Genomic DNA, 21,585 nt, shown 5'->3' with positions numbered 1-21,585 from the left:
CCGATACTTTGCTGCATGTTGCACGACTGCCGCGGTGGCGGTGTTGCAAATAATAAGCATAAGAATGCGGGGCGGCTGTGATGCGGGTGGGGGCTATTCCGGGGTTGAAACGGCTCGGTATTGGTGGGCGGCTGTTTCTGGCCTTTGTGCTGATTTCGTCCATTACGGTGCTGGCCAGCGGCCTGGCCACCAATACCTATCTGGATCTGAGCGCGCGGCTGCTGGCGCTGAAAGAGCAGGATATTCCTGGGCTGGATGCGGCTGCGCGACTGAATAATACGAGCCGGCTGGTGGTGGCCACGGCGCCCCTGCTGGTGACCAGCGACTCCAACCTGGCACGCCAGCAGGCGATGGATGAACTGCGCGGGGCTATCCTCGATATGGACCAGCTGATGCGCAATCTGCCGGATTATAACCGCTACTTCAGCGAACTGATCGTGCAGATCGAGAACAGTCTGGTGCTGCTGAATCAGAGCGTGGAGCGACGTGAGCAGATCCGCCGGGAGCTGGCGCTGGAGTCGAACCGGGTGTTTCCGCTGTTTTCGCAGTTTATCCACCGGCTGGAGGCATCGCAGCATGTTCTATCCGGCGGCGCCCTGGGGGCGGTGATCAGCCGGTTGTATTATTTTTCCGGCATGGTTGAAAAAGTGCGCAATGATGCCTCCTTCAACGATCTGGATTACACATTCTTGCGGCTGGAGCTGCTGGGTGCAGAGATTCGACAGCAGTTGCAGGGCATTGCCGCCGATACCATCCAACCCGAGCTGATCGACGATCTGCATGAGCTGCTGCGCATCGGTTCGCGCGCCGGTGCGCTCTTTGCGCTCAAGAATGAAGAGCTGGATCTGCTTTATCAGCAGAGCTTCTTTCTGGAAAACAGCCAGCAGCATATTCACCAGCTGGCCACCCAGATCAATCACCATACCAACCAGACCAACGCCAGTATCAGTGACTCGCTGCAGGCGGCCATAGTGTCGATCAATGTCAGTATTCGCAGCATTCTGCTGCTGTCGCTGATCAGTCTGATGGTGGCCTGCGCGATCTCCTGGTTTTATGTGCGGCGCAACGTGCTGCAGCGCATTATCGAGCTGCAGCAGAATATGCGTGCCATCGCCTCGGCGCAGCTGGATACCCCCATCCGGATTCTGGGGGATGACGAGGTGTCGGCCATGGCGCGGGATCTGAAGCATTTTCAGAAAACCGCCATTGAAGTGGAGCGCACCAACCAGCGTCTGGCCGCCGAGATCGACGAGCGCATCACCGCCGAAGCGCAGCTCAAGGCGGCTCAGAACGAACTGATACAGGCCGGTAAACTGGCGGCGCTGGGTCAGCTGAGTGTCGGTATTACCCACGAAATCAATCAGCCGCTGACCGCCATTGCCAGTCATCTGCATAGCGCCGGGCGACGGCTCGACCGGCAGCAGCCGGAGCAGGCGCGCCTGAGTCTGAACAAGATTCGCCAGCTGCTGGACAAGATCGCCAGCATTACCCGCCATCTAAAGGCTTTTGCCCGCGAGGCCGGCACTGAGCTGAGTCCGGTGGATCTGGACGGCGTTATCCGAGAGTCGCTGGAGCTGATGTCGGCGCGGCTGGCGGATGTGGACTGCGAGCTCTGTTATGAACCGGGCCCCGCGGGGCTTAAGGTCGAGGCGGAGCCGATTCGGCTCGAGCAGGTGCTGGTCAATCTGCTGAGTAATGCCATCGATGCGATGAAAGGCAGCGAGGTTCGCAGTCTGAATATTCGGGTAGGGCAGGCGGCCGATGCGGTCATGGTGGAGGTGCAGGACAGTGGCATCGGCATTGCGGCAGATCAGCTAGGGCAGATTTTTGATCCGTTTTTTACCGGTAAGGAGGTCGGCGAAGGCCTGGGTCTGGGCTTGTCGATCAGCTACAACATAGTGCAGGATTTTGGCGGGCATATTCGGGTGCAGTCCCGCCAGGGGCACGGCAGCACCTTTATTCTGGTACTCAAAAGGGCGGAGCAGCATGCATAGCGATATCCAGGTTGTCATCATCGACGATGATGCAGAAATCACCGAAGCCCTGACCGAAATGCTGGAGCTGGATGACTTCTGCGTGCAGGCCTTTGCGCAACCCGAGAAGGCACTGGCGTCCCTGCACGCGGATAGTCCTGTGGTGGTGCTGAGTGACGTGCGGATGCCAAGGCTCAACGGCCTCGATCTGCTTGCCCGCCTGCAGCAACTGGATGCGGCGATCCCGGTGCTGCTGATGAGCGGCCATGGCGATATTCCCATGGCCATCGAGGCCATGAAGGAGGGCGCCTACGACTTTTTGGAAAAGCCGCTGCAGCCCGAGCATCTGCTATCGCGCCTGCACCGTGCCATCGACAAGCGGCGTTTGGTACTGGAAAACCGCAGCCTGAAGCAGAACCTTGAGACGCGCTGCGGGCTGGAAGCCACAATCATTGGTGAGTCTGCGGCCATCAAGGGGATTCGCCAGCAGGTGCTGACCCTGGCTCAGGCCAATGTGGATACCATCATTTACGGTGATACTGGCAGCGGCAAGGATGTGGTGGCCCGGGCGCTGCATCAGTGCAGCGCCCGGCGTGACAAGCGTTTCGTGGCTATCAATTGCGGTGGTATGAGTGAAAGCCTGATTGAAAGCGAGCTGTTCGGTCACGAGGCCGGTTCATTCACCGGCGCCAGCAAACGCCATATAGGCAAGATTGAAGTGGCTAATGGCGGCACCCTGTTTCTGGATGAAATCGAATCCATGCCGCTGTCATTGCAGGTCAAGCTGTTGCGGGTGCTGCAGGATCGCACCATCGAGCGGGTCGGCAGCAGCACGCCGATTCCGGTGTCGCTCACAGTGCTGGCGGCCAGCAAGGACGATCTGGCCCAGCTGGGGGACGAGGGGCGCTTTCGCAAGGACCTGTATTACCGCCTCAGTGTGGCCAGCCTGAGCATTCCGGCGCTGCGTGACAGGCCCGAAGATGTGCTGCCGCTGTTCCATCATTATGCCCGGCGGGCCAGCGAGCATTTCGCGCGGCCCCTGCCTGAACTCAGTGCGACAGAAAGCACCCGTCTGCTGCAGCACGACTGGCCTGGCAATGTGCGCGAACTCAAAAATGCCGCCGACCGCTTTGTGCTGGGCATCGGCGAGAGCGCCATGTCCACTGACGAGGCGCCGGGCGGCTATGAGGAGCGCATGGATCATTACGAGCGGCATATTATCCGCGAAGAGCTCAAGGCGGCGCAGGGGCAACTCAATGCGGCGGCGCAGCGTCTTAACCTGTCGCGCAAGACACTGTACCGCAAGATGAAGAAGCACCGGCTGGACAAACAGCTGTTCAAGGTTGGCGAGGATGATGGGTCATAGCTGTCCTTTCTGGTTGGCTTGGCGGGTCTGAAGTGTCCCGTTTTGGTCGATACTTGATCCGGTGGTTAAATATAACCATATGTAAAACAACGACTTTTAATTTTTGGTTCTGATCTTGCTATCTATCCTGTCGACTAAGCCTGGCTACGCCTGGGCTGCGTAGCATCGCCGCCGCAGGATATCGGGCGGCGCCAACACGATAAGCGACAAGGATAAAAACAATGCTGAGAAAATCCCTTACCGGCCTGCTTCTGACGGCTTCCCTGCTACTGGGTGCGGGCATCGCCAACGCCGATGAGTGCAGCAACCGTGGCGTGCTGGACGACAAGTTCTGCGACGAGAACAAAGATCTGGTGGCGGATTCGCCCAAGGATGCGTCCGAGTGGCGTGATCCCAGTACCCTGGTGTTCACCTACACCCCGGTGGAAGACCCGGCCGTGTACAAGGATGCGTTCAAGGAGTTTCAGCAGCATCTGAGTGAAGCCACCGGCAAAAAAGTGATCTATTACACCGTGCATTCCAATGCCGCTGAAGTGGAAGCCATTCGCTCCGGTCGGTTGCATATTGCTGGATTCTCCACCGGCCCGACCGGTTACGCCGTCAACCTCGGCGGTTATGTTCCCATTGCCGTGAAGGGCACCGCCGATTCCTTTCAGGGCTATAACCTGATTACCATCGTGCGCAAGGACAGCAGCATTCAGACTATGGCAGACCTGAAAGGCAAGCTGGTGGCGCACACATCCGCGTCGTCCAACTCCGGTAATCTGGCACCTCGGGCACTGTTCCCGGCGCTGGGCATTACGCCGGACACAGACTACACCGTTAAATATTCCGGCAAGCACGATCAGTCGATCATGGGCGTGCTGAGCGGTGACTACGATGCCGCTCCTGTGGCCTCCGATGTGTTCGACCGCATGGTGTCGGCCGAGCGCATCAAGCAGGATGACTTCCGTATTATCTATACCAGCCCGCGTTTCCCGACGTCGGCCTTTGGCTACGCCCACGACCTGCATCCGGAATTGGTCGAGAAGATCAAACAGGCGTTCGCCAGCTTCCGCTTCTCCGAGCAAATGACCGAAACCTTTAATGGTGCCGATCGTTTTTACCCTGTGACCTATCAGGAAGACTGGAAGGTTATCCGCGATATCGCCCACGCCACCGGTACTGCCTATTCCAAGGCGGGCCTCAAGGCGCTGGCTGAAAAGGATGCTGCCAAGGCTGCCAAGAAGCGGGCCGAGCAGGTCGCCGCTGAAGCCGCCAAGACAAGCAGCTGAGGTTCACCCGCCAGGCAGGCCCGGCGTGCTGCTGAAGCACGGGTGACCGGCGCCGGACTTTGTCGGCCCCGGTCACCTTTAAATGCAACATCGCAGCCGTACGCTTGTCCCCGGCCCTGCGGGCCCGGGGAACGCCGTCTAGCGGGGGAGCCCCGATTCTGTGGGCGCTGCTGCAGCCTGTGGTGGCGCCCGAACTCCTTGATTCGCATAACCGCAGGTCTCCGTTGTACGGAAACCTGCTAAGGATGAACAATGAAAAAACTGACCAAAAGCCTGCATGCCCTGGCGGGCATGACCCTGCTGGCGGGCATGGCCGGTGGCGCCTTTGCCGCCACGGCCACCGAGGCGGGTGCCAAAGCCGAGATGGCGGCGGCGCAGCTGGGACCACGGCCTTTCTTCCTGATCGATGCGATGCAGGACAGCCCGTTGAAAGCACGCCTCAGTGCCTGCAAGGATCAGAGCTTCCCCCGCTCTGACCTGTCCATCGGCCACCGTGGTGCGCCACTGCAGTTCCCCGAGCATACCCGTGAATCCTACGTTGCTGCGGCACGCATGGGGGCCGGCATCGTGGAATGCGATGTGACCTTTACCAAGGACCGGGAACTGGTATGCCGCCATTCCCAGAGCGATCTGCATACCACCACCAATATCCTGGCGGTGCCGGAGCTGGCGGAAAAATGCACCGTGGCACCGGACTACAGCAGCGACACACCCTTCAAGGATGTGGAGTGCCGCACCAGCGATGTGACGCTGGATGAATTCCTGTCGCTCAAGGGCAAGATGGACGCGGGCAACAAGGAGGCGAAAACGCTGGAGGAATACATGAACTCCACCGCCGCCTATCGCACCGATCTGTATGCCGGCAACGGCACCCTGATGAGCCACCGCCAGAGCATCGAGCTGTTCCAGCAGCTGGGTGTGAAAATGACGCCGGAGCTCAAGGGCGCCGCGGTGCAGATGCCGTTTCAGGGCGACTATAGCCAACACGACTACGCTCAGCAGATGATCAATGATTACAAAGAGATGGGCGTGGATCCGGCTGATGTATTCCCACAATCCTTCAACCTGGAGGACGTGAAATACTGGTTGGCGAATGAACCTGCCTTTGGTGCCCAGGCGGTCTATCTGGATGATCGCTATGACATCGAAGGCTTTGACTACAGTAATCCCGCCACCTGGTCGCCCAGCATGGGCGAGTTGCAGGAGATGGGCGTCAGGATCATAGCGCCGCCGTTGTGGATGCTGGTCACAGCCGAAAACGGCAAGATCGTGCCCTCGGTCTATGCCAGGGCTGCGAAGGCTGCCGGGCTCGATATCATTACCTGGAGCCTTGAGCGATCCGGTCCGCTGAACGGCGGCGGTGGCTGGTATTACCAGAGCATCAACAATATCACCACCAATGACGGCAATACCTTCGATTTGCTGGATGTGCTGGTGCAGGACGTGGGTGTGATTGGCGTCTTCTCCGACTGGCCCGCCACTGTAACCTACTACGCCGGCTGCTCCGGCTAAGGGTCCCGGTTTTAAAAGCGACGCCGGGGCATCTGTAGGCCCCGGTTTTGTCATCCCTGCAAGACCCCTGTGCCTGTGCCCTGACTGGAGCTTTTTGCTTCCTGCGCATTCGTGCACCTAATTTTCATGTTTACAGGATTTGGCTATGTCTTCTGCTCAGGCGTTTCTTGAGATTAAAGGCCTTAAAAAAGAATATGTTAGTGGCAACCCTATACTCAAGGGCATTGATATTACGATCACTGAACCCGGTATTATCGCCATTATAGGCCCCTCCGGTACCGGCAAAAGTACGCTGCTGCGCTGTATTAACCGCCTGATCGAGCCCACCGCCGGGCAGATCATGTTTGACCAGGCTGATCTGTGCGATGCCAGGGGTGGCGAGCTGCGCAAATTGCGCCGCCATGTCGGCATGGTGTTCCAGGAGTACAACCTGGTGGAGCGCCTGAGCGTGATCGAAAACGTGCTCACCGGGCGGCTGGGCTATATGTCGGCCTGGCGTGCCTGGCGGCGCAATTTCAGTCAGCAGGATATCAATACGGCCTTCGAACTGCTGGATGCGGTGGGCCTGAGCGCCCACGCCACCCAACGTGCCGACAGCCTCTCCGGCGGCCAGCGCCAGCGTGTCGGCATTGCCCGGGCGGTCATGCAGGATCCGCGCATTCTGCTGGCGGATGAGCCGACCTCCTCGCTGGACCCCAAGACCGCAGTGGAAATTATGGAATTGCTGGAACGCTTTGCGCAGGAAAAAAATATTCCGGCGCTGGTGAATATCCACGACGTAACCCTGGCCCGGCGCTTTGCCAAGCGCATGATCGGCATGGCCGGCGGCAAGGTGGTGTATGACGGCAGCCCGGAAGGCATTTCCGATGCGCATTTGAAACTGATTTATGGAGGTGAATCATGGCTGGCGTAGATTCCGTTACCCCTGCCCCTGCTGCGCGGCCCAATCCGTTTGCCCGCAACTGGTTCGTCACCGTTATCTGGCTGTTGCTGGCGGGTTACCTGGTGTATTCGATCAATGCGCTGGGGCTGAGCTGGGAGCGTATCAGTACAGGCATGGGCTATGCCGGCAATCTGCTGGACAAGATGTTTCCGCCCAACTTCAGCCGCTGGGAACTGCTGCTCGGCGGCCTGGTAGAAAGCCTGGAAATTGCCGTGATTGCCAGCTTTGTCGGCATAGTAGTGTCGCTGTTTCTGGGGCTCTTTGCGGCGCGCAATTTGATGAGTGGCTGGATTAGCAGTCCGGTGCGGGCGCTGATTGCGCTCTGTCGTACCTTTCATCCGGTGATTATCGCCATCCTGTTCGTCAAGAGCGTGGGTTTCGGTGCTCTGGCCGGCATTTTGACCCTGGTGGTCGCTTCCATTGGCTTTATCGCCAAGCTGTTTGCCGAAGCCATAGAGGAAATCTCGCTTAAGCAGGTCGAGGCCATTCGTGCCACCGGCGCCAGCTTTGTCAGTGTCGTCCTCTTCGCGGTGATGCCACAGGTGTTTTCACGCTTTCTGGGCTTTTCTACCTACCAGCTGGACTCCAATCTGCGCAACTCCACCATGGTGGGTATCGTCGGTGCAGGCGGCCTGGGGGGGACGCTATTTTCGGCTTTTCAGCGCTTTGACTACGATTTCGTCGCCGCCATCCTGATCGTCATTATTGCCCTGATCATGTTTGGTGAGTTTATTTCCAATCTGGTGCGCAGGATCTTCAAATGAAAACATCGACCGCGACACCCCAGACCGCCATCGATCATCACTGGCAGCGCTTTACCCTGAGTCAGAAACTGTCGCGTTATGCGGTTTATCTGGTGCTGATCATGGCACTGGTGCTCTCGATGCAGACGGTGGAAGTGATTCCTGAGTTTTTCTATGATGCGCCCGAACAGATGGCCGACATGTTCAGCCGCATGTGGCCGATAGACTTCGCCTACTATCCGGTTTCGGTGCACGATGCCATGCTCGAAACGCTTAATATCGCGACCCTGGGTACGCTGCTGACGCTGATCTTTGCCATTCCGCTGGCGCTGATGAATGCCAGCAATGTGGTGGCATCGCCCTGGTGCCACTGGATAGCGCGCTTTTTCCTGGTATCGTCCCGTTCGGTCAACTCCCTGGTGTGGGCGTTGCTGTTTGTGGCCATCTTCGGTCCGTCGGTGATCGCAGGTGTGCTGGCCATCGCCTTTCGTTCGGTAGGTTTTGTCGGCAAGCTGCTGGGGGAGGCCATCGAAGAGATCAATATGGGCCCCATCGAAGCCCTGACGGCGACAGGTGCGTCATGGACCGCGATTCTGCTCAAGGGGTACTGGCCACAGATTCTGCCAGCGTTTTTCAGCATAGTGCTGTTTCGATGGGACATTAATGTCCGTGAGTCGGCGGTGCTTGGCCTGGTGGGGGCTGGCGGTATTGGCGTTGTACTCAGCGACGCCATGAACCTGTTCGAATGGCAGCGTGTGGCCATGGCGTTGCTGGCGATTTTCGTCGTGGTGATACTGGCGGAAATTCTGGTGGTGAATATCCGCAAGCGACTTCTCTGATTTCGGCCAGAGGCCGGGTTATTCAGGACTTTTTTGGGGGGCAGCAGCGGCCATGACGCAATTTAGAAATAGCTATTACCTGATGCGCCATGGCCAGAGTGAGGCTAATGTGGCCGGGATCATCGTCAGTGCGCCGTCTATTGGCACGACCGCCTATGGCCTGACCGCCGAAGGTGAGCGTCAGGTACGGGCGTCGCTGGCGCACTTTGATGGCCCGCGGCCGGCGCGGGTCATCAGCTCCGATTTCCTGCGCGCACGGCAAACGGCGGCGCTGGCCGCACGCCATTTTGAGCTGCCATCGCCTGAACTGGATGCCGGCCTGCGGGAGCGCTTTTTCGGGCGCTGGGAAGGCCTGGCGGACAGCGGCTACGGGCAGGTGTGGCAGCAGGATGAAGCCGACACTGATGGCTGCATGGATAACGCGAGACAGGATGCAGGGAACCGGGGAGAGGGGAGCGTCGAACCGGTATCCTGCGTCCTGCAGCGTGGGCTTGATACGCTACGGGCGCTGGAAACGCGCCATGCCGGAGAAGTGTTGTTGCTGGTGTCCCACGGTGACTGGGTGCAAATACTGCAAACCGCCTTTGTCGGGCTGGCCGCCTGTGCCCACCGGCGGATATCCCATCACCAGACCGCCGAAATAAGGCCTCTGGTGAGCCGGGGTCAATCCTGGCCGTCAGGCTTCCTGATCCGTTAGTGTCTGACAATCACCGCGCATACCGGTTAATTCAAATGCCCATGTATAATGGCTGCCTTTACGGCTGACAGTGGCTGGCGTTGCATGTTTCATATCGCACTTTATGAGCCGAGGGTCCCACCCAATACCGGCAATATTATTCGTTTGGCGGCCAATAATGGCTGCACGCTGCATCTGATTGAGCCCTTGGGGTTTGATCTGGAGGAAAAGAATCTGCGTCGGGCGGGGCTGGATTACCATGATCTTGCCCCTGTGCACCGGTATAAAGACTACGGCGCCTTTATAATCGCCATGCAGGGCCGGCGTATTCTGGCCTGTACCACCAAGGCCACTCAGCCCCACGACCAGATTGAATACAGGCCCGATGATGTGCTTTTGTTTGGCTCTGAAACCAGTGGTTTACCGGATGCGGTCATGCAAAGTATTGCGCCGGATCACCGGCTTCGTATTCCCATGATGCCCAATAACCGCTCGCTGAATCTGTCCAATGCCGTGGCGATTATCAGTTATGAGGCCTGGCGGCAGCAGGGGTTCAGCGGCGGAGTCTGATTCGTACATTGGGCGTTTTCCAGTGTTGAAAACGCAAAAAAGCGCTGATCCCTGGGGATGCAGCGCTTTTTAATAGCAGTTCGTTTAAAGCCGGTATTAACCGGCCTTAACGCCTGATTACTTCTGAATCAGGAAATCTTCTTTCTTGGCGCCTTTTTCAAAACGCTCCAGGAAGACACGCGGGGTACGGCCACGGCCGGACCATTCGTGCGGCTTGCCATCAGCGTCGATCAGGCGGTACTTGGCCGGTACAGAAGCCTTCTTGGTGGCAGCGGCGCCGCCAGCGGAGAGATCATCGGCGGACAGACCAAGTTCGGCCATCTGAGCCTGGATCTTTTTAACGGCTTCCAGGCGAGTTGCATCAGCGGCTGCGCGTTCTTCTTCTGCAGCAACTTTTTCGTCGCGGATTTCCTGAAGGTCGGAAAGAACTTTTTCCAGTTCTGCGACGGAGATTTCAGTCACGGCTTTACGCAGGGAGTTTTTGCGCAGCAGTGTAGAAGTGAACTCGTTTTCGCTCATTTAATAGTCACCTGTGTCATGTTGAGATCGTGCTGGATTCTACAGAATAAATTTATATTAGCAAATTAAATGCAGAGGTAAAGTTTCAAGTCAATCTGGATTGCAGAGTAGCTGAGCGAATAGCCTAAGGGAAGGCACAGGTTTTAGTCCTTGGTTGAAACGGGCGTTTGTCTGTTTTAAATATCGTAGCTTCCTGCCTTGCCGGAAATGCCGCTGTGCTTTGTAATGCCGATACGACGAAGGCCGATGGAACTTTCGGAGCCAGTAGTGAGTCAGTGACTTTTGGCTTTAACGATGCTGTGCGCTGTGGCGGGGGGCGTTAAGACTGAATTATCGTCGCAAGGGGGCGATTCAGGCCGTCTGTTTGTCAAACGGCCTGAGTGTAGGGGTTATTTAGCAGGGCTGGCCGATAAAGAGTTCGTCGAACAGAGCATAGGTCTTTTTAATCCAGACGCGGGTGCGCTGGCGTTCCATCAGGCTGAGGTGCTCAAGGTTTTTGTCCTTGATGTTTTCAGCGCCCCAGAAACTGAAACTCAGCTCGTCTATCTTGCGCATGGTTTCACGGTGCAGGGCGGGTAGCGCCGCATGCCGGGTGCTGCCGCCGGTTGTCGCAGGAGTGTTGTGCAGTATGGCATCGATGGTGGCAAAGTTAGTGCCGCGGCCCTCGTTTTTGATAACGGCGATATTCATCCGGCTGCCGTATTTGGCCAGAAAGGTTTCCAGCAGCGCGACTGAATCGAGACCGTCATCGACGATATACCAGTACAGCAGCGGAATCTGCAATTCGGCGCACATGTCGAGCACGCCGTTCTCATCAATCCAGCGATCCAGAAAACGCTCACTCTGGGCCGGCAGGTCTATCAGGATCTGCTGCTCGCCTTCAGTGGCGAACTCCATGATCTGGTCGATACTGTCGTATGAGTCCAGGTTGACCGGGCGTGTGTACTGCGGATAAAAACGACTCAGCGTGGCATGGGACTGATCGGCGTCCAGTCCGAGGTAGAGTTGGCCGCGGTCGAGAAAGTACTGCGACAGCAAGCGTGAAAGCACTGATTTGCCTACGCCGCCTTTCTCCCCGCCAATAAAATGGATACTGCTCATCAATAACAATCCTCGTTAATGTCAATCTACAGTTACGATCATAATTACAGTGGCTACAGCGTACAGATCCCTGGCGCTGTATCGATCAAGGGGAACCCAAGCCGTGGGCCCTGATGCCCCGCAACGGTTATCCCGCAGCGGCAAAGCCTCGTTTGCACCGTCTTGGTGCGGCTTTGCCCTCTGCCCGTTGCCGCCAGCTCCGACACTACACCTGCTTTGTTTCGGCGGCTAGCATCCCGCCGCTCAGGGGGGTAAGACGCTGACGCCCCAGCCCTTGTGCGATCGGGTGGGTGATGCAGTAATCGCACCAATCAGGCGGTAAGGCGCCGTTGAGTCTCAGTTGTTCGAGCTAGCGTTATCGAACGGGTCTTGCGCCTTGCTCGGTAGCATCAGATGACAAATGCGATTGGGCGCATTTGTATCAGTGTCGCCGAGGTCGGTATGTTCGCGCCAGCAGGCTGCTGCGAATGAGGTGATTTCATTTTATATGGGCCGGATTTTCCGGGTACTGTTTGAAGGAGCCTCTAACAGGCTGTTCCTGGGGTTATTTTTGTTTGAATGTTGCCGGGTCGATTAATTTCATTCAGGCGTTCGGCTTTTGTCCCGCGCTAGTGTGAAACGGGCTTCGACTACAGGTTGACGTACGCGTAAACCCTTATTAGTATGTCTCGACTTCGCGTCTCACAAGGACGCGATGCTGGAAATCAAAAAAAGCCGGTCGGGGACAAGCCCGCCGGACAATAACAACAAGATTTGCTGCCTTGCCGTGATCCGGCCAGGGACGAGGATTTTACATGATTATCTGGCAACACCTGCTCAAGGCGCGCCGTTGTGCGCACCTCTCCACCGGCGGCCCGGCCCGCATATCTGCTTCACCATCACTGACTTCAGGCGCAGCGCCACGGTTCTGATTCCGTAGCATCGCGCATTTCCATTTTTGGCAGTTGATCGTCTGTAACACCGGCCCCGTCACGGGCGCAGGTTGCTGCAGGCTCAGGGTGAATCTGTATGAGTCATGACATCAGTCTCAATGACAAATGGGAGCTGGACGCAGGTCGCGTCTATCTCACCGGCAGTCAGGCGCTGGCACGCCTGCCCATGTTGCAGGCACAGCGGGACCAGGCCGCGGGCCTGAATACCGCGGGTTTCATTTCCGGTTATCGCGGCTCTCCGCTGGGGAATTTCGACAAAACGCTGTGGGAGGCGAAGGACTATCTCGCCCGGCATCGTATTCATTTTCAGCCCGGTATCAATGAAGACCTCGGCGCCACCGCAGTCTGGGGTTCGCAGCAGGTGAACCTGTTCCAGGGCGCCAAGTACGACGGCGTCTTCGGGCTCTGGTACGGCAAGGGGCCGGGTGTTGATCGCACCGGTGATGTACTCAAGCACGCCAATGCGGCTGGCAGCTCCCGCTTTGGCGGCGTACTGGCGGTGGCCGGCGATGATCATGCCTGCAAGTCCTCCACCCTGCCGCACCAGAGCGACTATGCCTTCAGTGATGCGATGATGCCGGTGCTGCATCCCAGCGGTATTCAGGAAATGCTGGATTACGGCCTCTATGGCTGGGCCATGTCCCGTTTCAGCGGTTGCTGGGTGGGTTTCAAGGCGCTGGCCGAGGTGCTGGATTCCTCCATCTCCGCCGACCTGGACCCGCACCGGGTGCAGATCAGCCTGCCGCAGGATTTCCCCATGCCGGACGAGGGCCTTAATGCCCGCTGGCCCGACAAACCGCTGCAGCAGGAAGAGCGCCTGCACCGCTACAAGCTCGACGCTGCCAAAGCCTTCTGTCGCGCCAACCGGCTGGATCGGGTGATCTTTTCCACCAGTGATGCGCGCTTTGGCATCATTACCACCGGCAAATCCTACCTGGATGTGGTGCAGGCGCTGACGGATCTGGGCCTGGGTGAAGCCGAATGTGCCGCCATCGGTTTGCGGCTCTACAAGGTGGCGATGCCCTGGCCGCTGGAGCCTGAAGGCGTGCGGGAATTTGCCGCCGGTCTCGATGAGGTACTGGTGGTCGAGGAAAAACGTGGCCTGATCGAGGAGCAGCTTAAAGAACAGCTCTACGGCACTGACAAGGCGCCGCGCATCGTCGGCAAACGTGACGAGCAGGGCGTCGAACTGCTGCCCTCCATCGCCGAACTGACGCCAGCCATGGTGGCCCGGGTTATAGCCGCGCGCATTCAGAGCCGCTACAGCAGCGTCCGCTTGAACGAGCGGCTGAGCTTTCTGACCGACAAGGAAACGAGCCTGGCCGAACCGCGGGAGTTGCTGGAGCGCACGCCGCATTTCTGTTCCGGCTGTCCGCACAATACGTCCACTGTGGTACCCGAAGGCAGCCGCGCGCTGGGCGGTATTGGCTGCCATTACATGGCCACCTGGATGGACCGCGAAACCGATACCTTTACCCAGATGGGCGGCGAGGGCGCCACCTGGATCGGCCAGTCACCGTTCACCCATGAGAAACACGTATTCCAGAACCTGGGTGACGGCACCTATTTCCATTCCGGTCTGCTGGCTATCCGCGCCGCTATCGCCTCGGGCGCCAACATTACCTACAAGGTGCTGTACAACGATGCCGTGGCAATGACCGGCGGCCAGCCGGTGGACGGCATGCTCACGGTGCAGCAGATCAGCCACCAGCTCTATGGCGAGGGTGTGCGCCGTATTGCCGTGGTCAGCGACGATATCGGCAAGTACCCGTCGCGGGCCGACTTTGCCGATCGCACCAGCTTCCACCCGCGGGAAGATCTGGATGCGGTGCAGCGCGAGATGCGCGAAATCGAAGGCTGCTCGGTGATGATTTACGACCAGACCTGTGCCGCCGAAAAACGCCGCCGGCGCAAGCGCGGCACCCTGCCGGACCCGGCCAAGCGGGTGCTGATTAACCCTGCGGTCTGTGAAGGCTGCGGCGATTGCGGCGTGCAGTCCAACTGCCTGTCGGTGCTGCCGCTGGAGACCGAACGCGGGCGCAAGCGCACCATTGATCAGTCGGCCTGCAACAAGGATTTCAGCTGCGTGCGCGGTTTCTGCCCGAGCTTTGTCACCGTCAAGGGTGGTTCCTTGCGCAAACCCGCCGGCATCGGCACCGAGGTGGCCTTTGCCGAGCTGCCGGAGCCGGTGTTCGCCGGCCAGAACAACCCCTATGGCATTCTGCTCACAGGCGTTGGCGGCACCGGTGTGGTGACGGTCAGTGCGCTGCTGGGCATGGCGGCCCATATAGAGGGCAAGGGCGTGGCGGTGCTGGATCAGGCGGGCCTGGCGCAGAAATTCGGTGCCGTGGTGAGTCATGTACGTATTGCCGATCGCCAGCAGGACATTCAGGCGGTACGCATTCCGGCGGGGGAGGCGGATCTGATGATCGCCTTCGATCTGATGGTGGGGGCGAGCCTGGATGCGCTGGCCAAGCTCGACAGCCGTTTCTCCCGCGCCGTGGTCAATACCCAGAAAGCCATGCCGGCGGCCTTTACCCGTGAACCGGATCTGCAGTTCCCGGGGGCGGCGATGGAGCGCAGCATTCGCGAATCCTGCCGCGAGGATGGCAGCTTCTTCCTCGATGCCTCGGATCTGGCGCTGGCGCTGATGGGGGATGCCATGGCGGTGAACCTGTTCACCCTGGGCTTTGCCTGGCAGCAGGGTCTGTTGCCGCTTGAAGCCGCGTCTATCGAAAAAGCCATCGAACTGAATGGCGCCGCGGTGAGCAAGAACAAGCAGGCATTTCTGTGGGGCCGCCGTGCGGCCCATGATCTGGAACGGGTGCGCGAGCTGGCGCATCCCACGGCGGTACCGCTGAAAATTATTGAAACGCCGGAGCAGCTGATTGCACGGGAAAAGGCCCACCTGAGGGACTATCAGAATACGGCCCTGGCACGGCGGTACGAGACGCAGCTGCGCAAGGTTGAGGCGCGTGTTGCGGCGATGGGCAGCAGCGACAGCTCGCTGCTGCGGGCCCTGGCCGAGAGCTATTCCAAACTGCTGGCCTACAAGGATGAGTACGAAGTGGCGCGGCTGTACAGCGATGGCAGCTTCCGCACGTTGCTGGCAGAGCAGTTCGAAGGTGAGGTGGAGCTGGAGTTTAATCTGGCGCCGCCACTGCTGGACGGCCGCTTTCTGGGCTCTCTGTTCGGTAAAAAACAGCCGGCCGGGCGTCCGCGCAAGCGCACCTTTGGCCCCTGGATGGAAACGGCCTTTGGGCTGCTGGCCAAGGCCAGAGTGCTGCGTGGCACACCACTGGATTTGTTTGGCTACAGCGCCGACCGACGCCTGGAGCGGGAACTGATCCGCGAGTACGAAGCCGATATTGCCTGGATTATCGAGCATCTGAGCGCTGAGAACCTGAGCGCCGCCAGAGCTCTGGCCAGCCTGCCACAGCAGGTGCGTGGCTATGGTCCGGTAAAAGAGGCCGCCTGGGAAAAGGTGCAGCCAGAGCGCGAGCGTCTGCGCGGCCTGCTGTGCGCCCCGGTACGCTCTGTTGAGCCCCAGATTATAGATGCCGTGACCGGCGCTGCCGTTTGAACATCGAATCCCCTATTCAAGGAAAAAACACCATGTCCGTATTTAGTCACCCGGAATTTGATAACCATCAGCACCTGTCATTTGTCAGTGACGAAGAAACCGGCCTGCGGGCCATAGTTGCGGTGCATAACAGCAACCGCGGGCCGGCGCTCGGCGGCTGCCGCATGTTCCCTTACGCCAGTGACGAAGCCGCATTGCGCGATGTATTGCGCCTGTCCAGGGGCATGACCTACAAGTCGGCGCTGGCCAACCTGGACCTGGGCGGCGGCAAGTCGGTGATTATCGGTGATCCCCGGGCCCACAAAAGTGAAGCGCTGCTCGAAGCCATGGGGCGTTTTCTGGAACAGCTGGGCGGCCTCTATATCGCCGCCGAGGATTCCGGCACCAGTGTGGCTGATCTGCAGGTGATGGGGCGGCATACCCGCCATGTGGCCGGTGTTGCGGCGCGCCCTGGTTTCGATGGCCGGCCCAGCAACGGTGATCCGTCACCGGCCACGGCCTATGGCACCTTCGTTGGGCTCAAGGCGGCGGTGGCGCATCAACTGGGTCGCAGCGACCTTGAAGGACTCAAGGTGGCGGTACAGGGTATCGGCAATGTCGGTTATCGGCTGGCACAGTTGCTCAGCGATGCCGGCGCCAAACTCTGGGTGCATGATATTCACAGCGATGCGGTGGCCCGTGTGGTCGATGAGCTGGGCGCCACCGCCGTGGCGGGGGATGAAATCTTGAGCCTGAATGTCGATGTTGTCGCGCCCTGCGCCCTGGGTGCGGTGCTGAACGACCAGAGCATTGCCAGGCTGCAGGCCAGGGTGGTGGCCGGCGCTGCCAACAACCAGCTGGAACTGGCGCGCCACGATCAGGCCCTGAGTCAGCGCGGCATCCTGTACGCGCCGGATTTTGTCATCAACGCCGGCGGCATTATCGATGTCTGCTACGAGCGCAAGGGTCACGATGCCGAGGCCGTGCGCCGGCATGTCGAAACCATTGGCGATACGCTGAGCGAAATCTTTGCCAGGGCCGCGTTGAGCCAGCAGCCTACCGGCGTTATTGCCAACCGCCTGGCGGAAGAACGCTTCAAGCCGAGCAAGGAGCAGGGCGCGCGGCAGGTGGCCTGAACAACCGATTAGACAAGACACTGGTTGGGTGGAGGCCGCAGGCCTTAACCCAACCGACAAATCCGTAAAAACTCCTCCTTATAAAAACAGCAACACGGAGATTCACATGACTCAATCTGTCACCTCAGCCGCCGCGTCGGGCGCAGCGTCCAGCGCAAGCGGCGCAACCTCGCCCAAGCGGGCCTTCTGGTCATCACGCATGGCCTTTATCCTGGCCGCGACCGGCTCTGCCGTGGGCCTGGGCAACATCTGGAAATTCCCCTACATCACCGGTGAGAATGGCGGCGGTGCCTTTGTGCTGGTGTACCTGCTCTGTATCGCCATCGTCGGTATTCCCATCATGATGGCCGAGGTGCTGATCGGTCGGCGTGGCGGGCGCAGCCCCGTCAGCAGCATGGGCATCCTGTGTCAGCGAGACAAGCTGCACGCCCGCTGGCGCTGGTTGGCCGGCATCGGTGTGCTGGCGTCCTTCCTGATTCTGTCGTTCTACTCGGTGATCGGTGGCTGGGCGCTGTCCTATGTAGGCACTGCGGGTACGGGCCAGCTCAGTGGCCAGAGCAGCGAGAGCATTGGCGCCATCTTCTCGGGACTGCTGGCGGACCCCGGCACGCTGCTGATCTGGCATACGCTCTTTATGGCGCTGACCATGCTGGTGGTGGCCCGCGGCCTGCGCGGTGGCCTTGAGCGCGCAGTAACCATCCTGATGCCGGCGCTTTTCGTACTGCTGTTGCTGCTGGTGGGTTATGCCATGACCACCGGCTACTTCGGTCAGGCGGTGACCTTTCTGTTCCAGCCTGACTTTTCCAAGCTGAGCACCGAAGGCATTCTGGTGGCGCTCGGTCATGCCTTCTTTACCCTGAGTCTCGGCATGGGCGTGATGATGGCCTATGGCTCCTACCTGCCCAAGGGCGTGTCCATTGCCCGTACCTCCATTCTGGTATCCGTGATGGATACCGGCGTGGCCCTGCTGGCGGGGCTGGCGATCTTCCCGCTGGTATTTGCCAATGGGCTTGAACCCGGTGCCGGCCCCGGCCTCATCTTCCAGACCCTGCCGCTGGCTTTTGCCCAGATGCCCTTTGGCAGCCTGTTCGGTACCCTGTTCTTTGTGCTGCTGGTGTTTGCCGCCTGGACCTCGGCCATCTCGCTGCTGGAGCCGCTGGTGGAATGGCTCGAAGAGCGCCGTGGCCTGAACCGCATGATCAGCACCCTGGGCGCCGGCATCGCCGCCTGGCTGCTGGGCATCGGCTCCATACTGTCGCTGAATGAATGGTCGGGTTTTGCACCGCTGGGCATGTTCGCCGCCTTCGAAGGCAAGACCATCTTTGATCTGCTGGATTTCCTCACCGCCAACATCCTGTTGCCGCTGTGTGGTCTGCTGGTGGCGGTCTTCGTGGGTTGGTTCATGGCGCGCCAGGCGCTGGAAAACGAACTGTCGATGGGGGGGCGCAGCTTTGCGCTCTGGTACGGCGTACTGCGCTACGTGACCCCGATCGCGGTGGCCATCGTATTTATCTACAACCTGCTGTAAGGGCAGCGGTAAGCCGTGAGCTTTAAGCGCTAAGCGGCAATCTGCTGGATTTAAAGAGACAAAAAGAAAGTCAAAAGGCAGGGCGCCATCGCGCTCTGCCTTTTTGGTTCTATGTGGGAGCCCGCACTGCGAGCGAAGCTCGAAGGGGATAAAGGCCGTTCTGTTCATTCTGTACGGCGGAGCCTGATTCCCTGCACAAGCTTGCGGTAGTCGTAGGAGTCGCGCCCCGCGACGAAGCTTTTTCGCTGCGCTTTGAGTTCATTGTGCGGGCGCTATTTCCGCCAAGGTGCAGAGCGGAGCATCCTGTGCCTAATCTGCGGCTCGGCAGCTCATGCAATGCATATCTACATGCCCGTTTGGTTGCTGCTGGATAAGCCTCCGTTAAACCGGAATATATGTGGTTTTGGTGACGCACGTATTTCGCCTTTCGGCGACCTACTTTCCTTGTTACGCGACAAGGAAAGTAGGCAAAGGAAGCGCGCCCCAATGAAGCCTTTCCGCTGCGCTCTGACGCCATTGTGCGGGTGCAGCTAACGGAACATCCTGTTCCTAATCTGCAGCTCGACAGTCCCTGTCATCGCCCCTGCGGGCCTGATCGCCCAATGACGTCAGTGCTCGCCGGCTTCAAAAGGGGGGATGTAAGCCGTTCTGATGTATTGGTGCTAATGGAGTGGCGGGGCACGGGTTTTGGTAGGGTGCTAATGAACTTGCGAATTGCTCGGGGCGGCCTTCCGCGGGACGGCGTTCCGTCAGGCGCCGCACCGCCGTGCGGCGGTACGCCGCCATGACGCCATGACGAATCACGGCTGTTCCTTTTTCACCTTTCGCCTAGCCCCATGCTCCTCTCTCTAGCCCCTTGCTCCTTGCCCCTGCTTTCGGCATTATGCTGAAGGCACCGACGGAGTACTGGTGCCTGATTTTGATCGAAAATAAAGAACATCGTCAGCTGAGCATCGGAAGCCAGGCTGGGTGAACTCCCTCCCCAAGCTCTATCCCTCCGTTCTTCCTGGCTCTGCCTGCATCGCAGGACTGCATTTCGTTATCGTTAGGGCGGTAGCGTGGTTTCTGGCGCTTTCGGTCAATCCGGCCGGATAAACGGCCTTGGAGGCCAGTATCTAGGTATGCGGCTAAATATGTGCTAATACTTCTTTACGATCAAAAGGTTACGGATTGATGTGAAAATGTGGATATGAGGCTTGGTGATCACTTTGTCAGATTCAGTTCGATTGAACAGATGACTTGGAAGGCTGATGGTGCCTGGCTTTGAGCCCATTTTTTGGTGAAAAATCATCAGGAGATACTGGCCTCGGGCAAATCGGCCTCCGAGGCTACGATACAAATGTTAGGCTTCCAATATGAGAAACATCATCGCAATAATCATCTTTTCCTCGTTCAGTAATTTCTCTCAAGCTGAAAACGCTGACTATTGCACCGATGTTAACCGCTGGGCAACGAGCATAGCTTATACTCAATTGAAAAATTCCGGCTATGTCACCCCAGAGACAGTTGATTTTACTAAAACCAGTATTGAGCGTATCGCTCAAGAAAAAATTGGTGGGGACCTATTTAAGCAAGTGCATCATGTGATATTCACCTTGAAAGATGGTAGCACTATTAAAGTAATCACTGTAAACGATGCATCCTCCGAGGAGTGCTCAATGAGTGGTGTAGACATTTATGTTGTATCAAAACAATTATAATTTGGCACTAAAGCCTAACAAGGCGGTGTTGTCGCCTTCGGCTGGGACTGTCATTCCGCTGGCGCTCCATGTCAGCCCCAAACCGCGGCGTTAAATTTCTAATCAGGTGTGTGAATAAGTTAAACGGAGTGGTGACTTGCCAACATTAGCAAATATGATGATCCCCGCGCCAAGCGGCTGGGAAGAATTTGAGGGTATTGTAAAAAGTGCTCTGGAGCTCAGGTGGCGGACCTTTGACCTTACAATGCATGGGAGGCAAGGGCAAAAGCAAAATGGTGTAGATATATATGGGACTGACGATCTGGCGCGTTTAGTTGGTATTCAGTGCAAACTAACTACCAACTCAATTAACGAATCAATAATTGATGTTGAAGTCAATAACGCGGAAGGTTTTCAGCCGGCTATTACAACCTTGTTTATTGCTACAACATCTCCATCAGATGTAAAGTTGCAACAATATGTGCGCAGCTTGTCGATAGCTAGGGCGAAAGAAGGAAGGTTCTCAGTTGGCATCCTTTTTTGGAGCGATATTGTTCAGGACCTCACTAAAGACATAAATACAGTCCAGCGCCATTATCCTCAACTCTTCTCAAGCTCAGAGCAAAAACAGCCTTCTGGTCCAGACTTGAGGCAAAGAGATATATCCAACTTAAAAGGGTTGTTGGCGTATATCGATGTCGAAAGCATTCCTTATGCAACGCAAATGGCCCCAAAGTCGGTGGATTCAGATTTTCTTTGTGGGTCGGATTATTTCAATCCAATAAGGTACAACCCTTCCTTTTACATTCATGATGAAATTCTGAACCTAAAGTTAAATTCCTGGCTCGATAAGTGGTATGAGATAATTTGTAGCGGTCGTTTTGTATATGAGTATCAGGGGAATACAAATAATTTAATATTTCCTATGCCCATGGATGCTTGTAGAAACAAAAATGAAAATGATCTCTTTGATCACTTAGTAATACTTTATACGGAGTTTCAGGCGGCTCTTGACGGTTTTGCTCTATTCATCCATCAAAACTATCCTGAAATAGACCTTAAAGAGACAAGTGCGATTGCAAGGCGGTGGCATGCGCAGTTCGAAACTAACGAAATTTAACAAGCGCATGTTGTCGGACTGGTTTTCCGCTACGCTCCAAACCAGCCGCAAATGCGGGCGTTAGTGCGTCAAGCGAAGCTTGATGCATCTTGCAGGGTGAAAGTCCCTGTCG

At 57.7% G+C, this 21,585-nt stretch carries 16 protein-coding genes; 14 read left to right on the top strand and 2 right to left on the bottom strand.

Going from position 1 to position 21,585, the window contains the following annotated elements:
* Nucleotides 1–80: 80 nt before the first annotated feature.
* The 9 genes from MRS74_RS12500 to MRS74_RS12460 all read left to right on the top strand — a co-directional run bounded on the left by MRS74_RS12500 (nucleotide 81) and on the right by MRS74_RS12460 (nucleotide 9,896).
* Nucleotides 81–1,994, top strand: a complete 1,914-nt coding sequence (locus MRS74_RS12500; RefSeq protein WP_254580627.1) for an ATP-binding protein — start codon at nucleotides 81–83, stop codon at nucleotides 1,992–1,994.
* Nucleotides 1,987–3,339 (top strand): sigma-54-dependent transcriptional regulator, encoded by a 1,353-nt coding sequence (locus MRS74_RS12495; protein ID WP_254580626.1) that lies wholly within the window; start codon nucleotides 1,987–1,989, stop codon nucleotides 3,337–3,339. The genes MRS74_RS12500 and MRS74_RS12495 overlap by 8 nt, the downstream gene beginning before the upstream one ends.
* Nucleotides 3,340–3,560: 221 nt before the next feature.
* Nucleotides 3,561–4,613: a phosphate/phosphite/phosphonate ABC transporter substrate-binding protein gene (phnD, locus tag MRS74_RS12490; RefSeq protein ID WP_254580625.1), complete on the top strand. Its 1,053-nt coding sequence runs from the start codon at nucleotides 3,561–3,563 to the stop codon at nucleotides 4,611–4,613.
* A 252-nt stretch (nucleotides 4,614–4,865) separates the two neighbouring features.
* A complete protein-coding gene (locus MRS74_RS12485; RefSeq protein WP_254580624.1) occupies nucleotides 4,866–6,125 on the top strand; it encodes a glycerophosphodiester phosphodiesterase family protein in 1,260 nt (419 codons plus the stop codon).
* Nucleotides 6,126–6,270: 145 nt separating this feature from the next.
* Nucleotides 6,271–7,038: a phosphonate ABC transporter ATP-binding protein gene (gene phnC / locus MRS74_RS12480; RefSeq protein WP_254580623.1), complete on the top strand. Its 768-nt coding sequence runs from the start codon at nucleotides 6,271–6,273 to the stop codon at nucleotides 7,036–7,038.
* Nucleotides 7,026–7,832 (top strand): phosphonate ABC transporter, permease protein PhnE, encoded by an 807-nt coding sequence (gene phnE / locus MRS74_RS12475; RefSeq protein ID WP_254580622.1) that lies wholly within the window; start codon nucleotides 7,026–7,028, stop codon nucleotides 7,830–7,832. Before phnC ends, phnE (MRS74_RS12475) begins: the two co-directional genes overlap by 13 nt.
* Nucleotides 7,829–8,650: a phosphonate ABC transporter, permease protein PhnE gene (phnE, locus tag MRS74_RS12470; protein WP_254580621.1), complete on the top strand. Its 822-nt coding sequence runs from the start codon at nucleotides 7,829–7,831 to the stop codon at nucleotides 8,648–8,650. Before phnE (MRS74_RS12475) ends, phnE (MRS74_RS12470) begins: the two co-directional genes overlap by 4 nt.
* Nucleotides 8,651–8,702: 52 nt before the next feature.
* A complete protein-coding gene (locus MRS74_RS12465; RefSeq protein WP_254580620.1) occupies nucleotides 8,703–9,347 on the top strand; it encodes a histidine phosphatase family protein in 645 nt (214 codons plus the stop codon).
* Between the two features lie 84 nt (nucleotides 9,348–9,431).
* Nucleotides 9,432–9,896 (top strand): tRNA (cytidine(34)-2'-O)-methyltransferase, encoded by a 465-nt coding sequence (locus tag MRS74_RS12460; protein ID WP_254580619.1) that lies wholly within the window; start codon nucleotides 9,432–9,434, stop codon nucleotides 9,894–9,896.
* A gap of 117 nt (nucleotides 9,897–10,013) precedes the next feature.
* On the opposite strand, the gene MRS74_RS12455 is transcribed toward MRS74_RS12460, so the two are convergent.
* A complete protein-coding gene (locus MRS74_RS12455; RefSeq protein WP_254580618.1) occupies nucleotides 10,014–10,415 on the bottom strand; it encodes an H-NS histone family protein in 402 nt (133 codons plus the stop codon).
* 393 nt (nucleotides 10,416–10,808) lie between these two features.
* Nucleotides 10,809–11,516 carry a P-loop NTPase family protein gene (locus MRS74_RS12450; RefSeq protein ID WP_254580617.1) on the bottom strand — a complete coding sequence of 236 codons (708 nt, stop codon included), beginning with the start codon at nucleotides 11,514–11,516 and terminating at the stop codon, nucleotides 10,809–10,811.
* A gap of 1,008 nt (nucleotides 11,517–12,524) precedes the next feature.
* On the opposite strand from MRS74_RS12450, the gene MRS74_RS12445 reads away from it, so the two are divergent.
* The 5 genes from MRS74_RS12445 (at nucleotide 12,525) to MRS74_RS12425 (ending at nucleotide 21,473) form a co-directional block, all read left to right on the top strand.
* Complete coding sequence (locus tag MRS74_RS12445; protein WP_254580616.1) at nucleotides 12,525–16,031, top strand: indolepyruvate ferredoxin oxidoreductase family protein; 3,507 nt, start codon at nucleotides 12,525–12,527, stop codon at nucleotides 16,029–16,031.
* Between the two features lie 32 nt (nucleotides 16,032–16,063).
* Nucleotides 16,064–17,146, top strand: a complete 1,083-nt coding sequence (locus tag MRS74_RS12440; RefSeq protein WP_254580615.1) for a Glu/Leu/Phe/Val family dehydrogenase — start codon at nucleotides 16,064–16,066, stop codon at nucleotides 17,144–17,146.
* Nucleotides 17,147–17,252: 106 nt separating this feature from the next.
* Nucleotides 17,253–18,674, top strand: coding sequence for a sodium-dependent transporter (locus MRS74_RS12435; RefSeq protein WP_254580614.1), 1,422 nt, complete (start codon nucleotides 17,253–17,255; stop codon nucleotides 18,672–18,674).
* 1,355 nt (nucleotides 18,675–20,029) lie between these two features.
* Nucleotides 20,030–20,374 (top strand): hypothetical protein, encoded by a 345-nt coding sequence (locus MRS74_RS12430; RefSeq protein ID WP_254580613.1) that lies wholly within the window; start codon nucleotides 20,030–20,032, stop codon nucleotides 20,372–20,374.
* A gap of 136 nt (nucleotides 20,375–20,510) precedes the next feature.
* On the top strand, nucleotides 20,511–21,473 hold the full coding sequence (locus tag MRS74_RS12425) for a hypothetical protein (RefSeq protein ID WP_254580612.1): 963 nt from the start codon (nucleotides 20,511–20,513) through the stop codon (nucleotides 21,471–21,473).
* The last annotated feature ends 112 nt before the right edge of the window (nucleotides 21,474–21,585 follow it).

This window comes from Marinobacterium sedimentorum, assembly GCF_024267675.1.
GTDB classification, from domain to species: Bacteria; Pseudomonadota; Gammaproteobacteria; order Pseudomonadales; family Balneatricaceae; genus Marinobacterium_A; species Marinobacterium_A sedimentorum.
The sequence above is the reverse complement of the archived record's forward strand: the minus strand, read 5'-3'. Positions and strand labels throughout refer to the sequence as shown.

Coding starts and splice junctions, on each gene's coding strand:
- MRS74_RS12500 (WP_254580627.1), top strand. CDS start 81: ATGCGGGTGGGGGCTATTCCGGGGTTGAAACGGCTCGGTATTGGTGGG.
- MRS74_RS12495 (WP_254580626.1), top strand. CDS start 1,987: ATGCATAGCGATATCCAGGTTGTCATCATCGACGATGATGCAGAAATC.
- phnD (WP_254580625.1), top strand. CDS start 3,561: ATGCTGAGAAAATCCCTTACCGGCCTGCTTCTGACGGCTTCCCTGCTA.
- MRS74_RS12485 (WP_254580624.1), top strand. CDS start 4,866: ATGAAAAAACTGACCAAAAGCCTGCATGCCCTGGCGGGCATGACCCTG.
- phnC (WP_254580623.1), top strand. CDS start 6,271: ATGTCTTCTGCTCAGGCGTTTCTTGAGATTAAAGGCCTTAAAAAAGAA.
- phnE (WP_254580622.1), top strand. CDS start 7,026: ATGGCTGGCGTAGATTCCGTTACCCCTGCCCCTGCTGCGCGGCCCAAT.
- phnE (WP_254580621.1), top strand. CDS start 7,829: ATGAAAACATCGACCGCGACACCCCAGACCGCCATCGATCATCACTGG.
- MRS74_RS12465 (WP_254580620.1), top strand. CDS start 8,703: ATGACGCAATTTAGAAATAGCTATTACCTGATGCGCCATGGCCAGAGT.
- MRS74_RS12460 (WP_254580619.1), top strand. CDS start 9,432: ATGTTTCATATCGCACTTTATGAGCCGAGGGTCCCACCCAATACCGGC.
- MRS74_RS12455 (WP_254580618.1), bottom strand. CDS start 10,415: ATGAGCGAAAACGAGTTCACTTCTACACTGCTGCGCAAAAACTCCCTG.
- MRS74_RS12450 (WP_254580617.1), bottom strand. CDS start 11,516: ATGAGCAGTATCCATTTTATTGGCGGGGAGAAAGGCGGCGTAGGCAAA.
- MRS74_RS12445 (WP_254580616.1), top strand. CDS start 12,525: ATGAGTCATGACATCAGTCTCAATGACAAATGGGAGCTGGACGCAGGT.
- MRS74_RS12440 (WP_254580615.1), top strand. CDS start 16,064: ATGTCCGTATTTAGTCACCCGGAATTTGATAACCATCAGCACCTGTCA.
- MRS74_RS12435 (WP_254580614.1), top strand. CDS start 17,253: ATGACTCAATCTGTCACCTCAGCCGCCGCGTCGGGCGCAGCGTCCAGC.
- MRS74_RS12430 (WP_254580613.1), top strand. CDS start 20,030: ATGAGAAACATCATCGCAATAATCATCTTTTCCTCGTTCAGTAATTTC.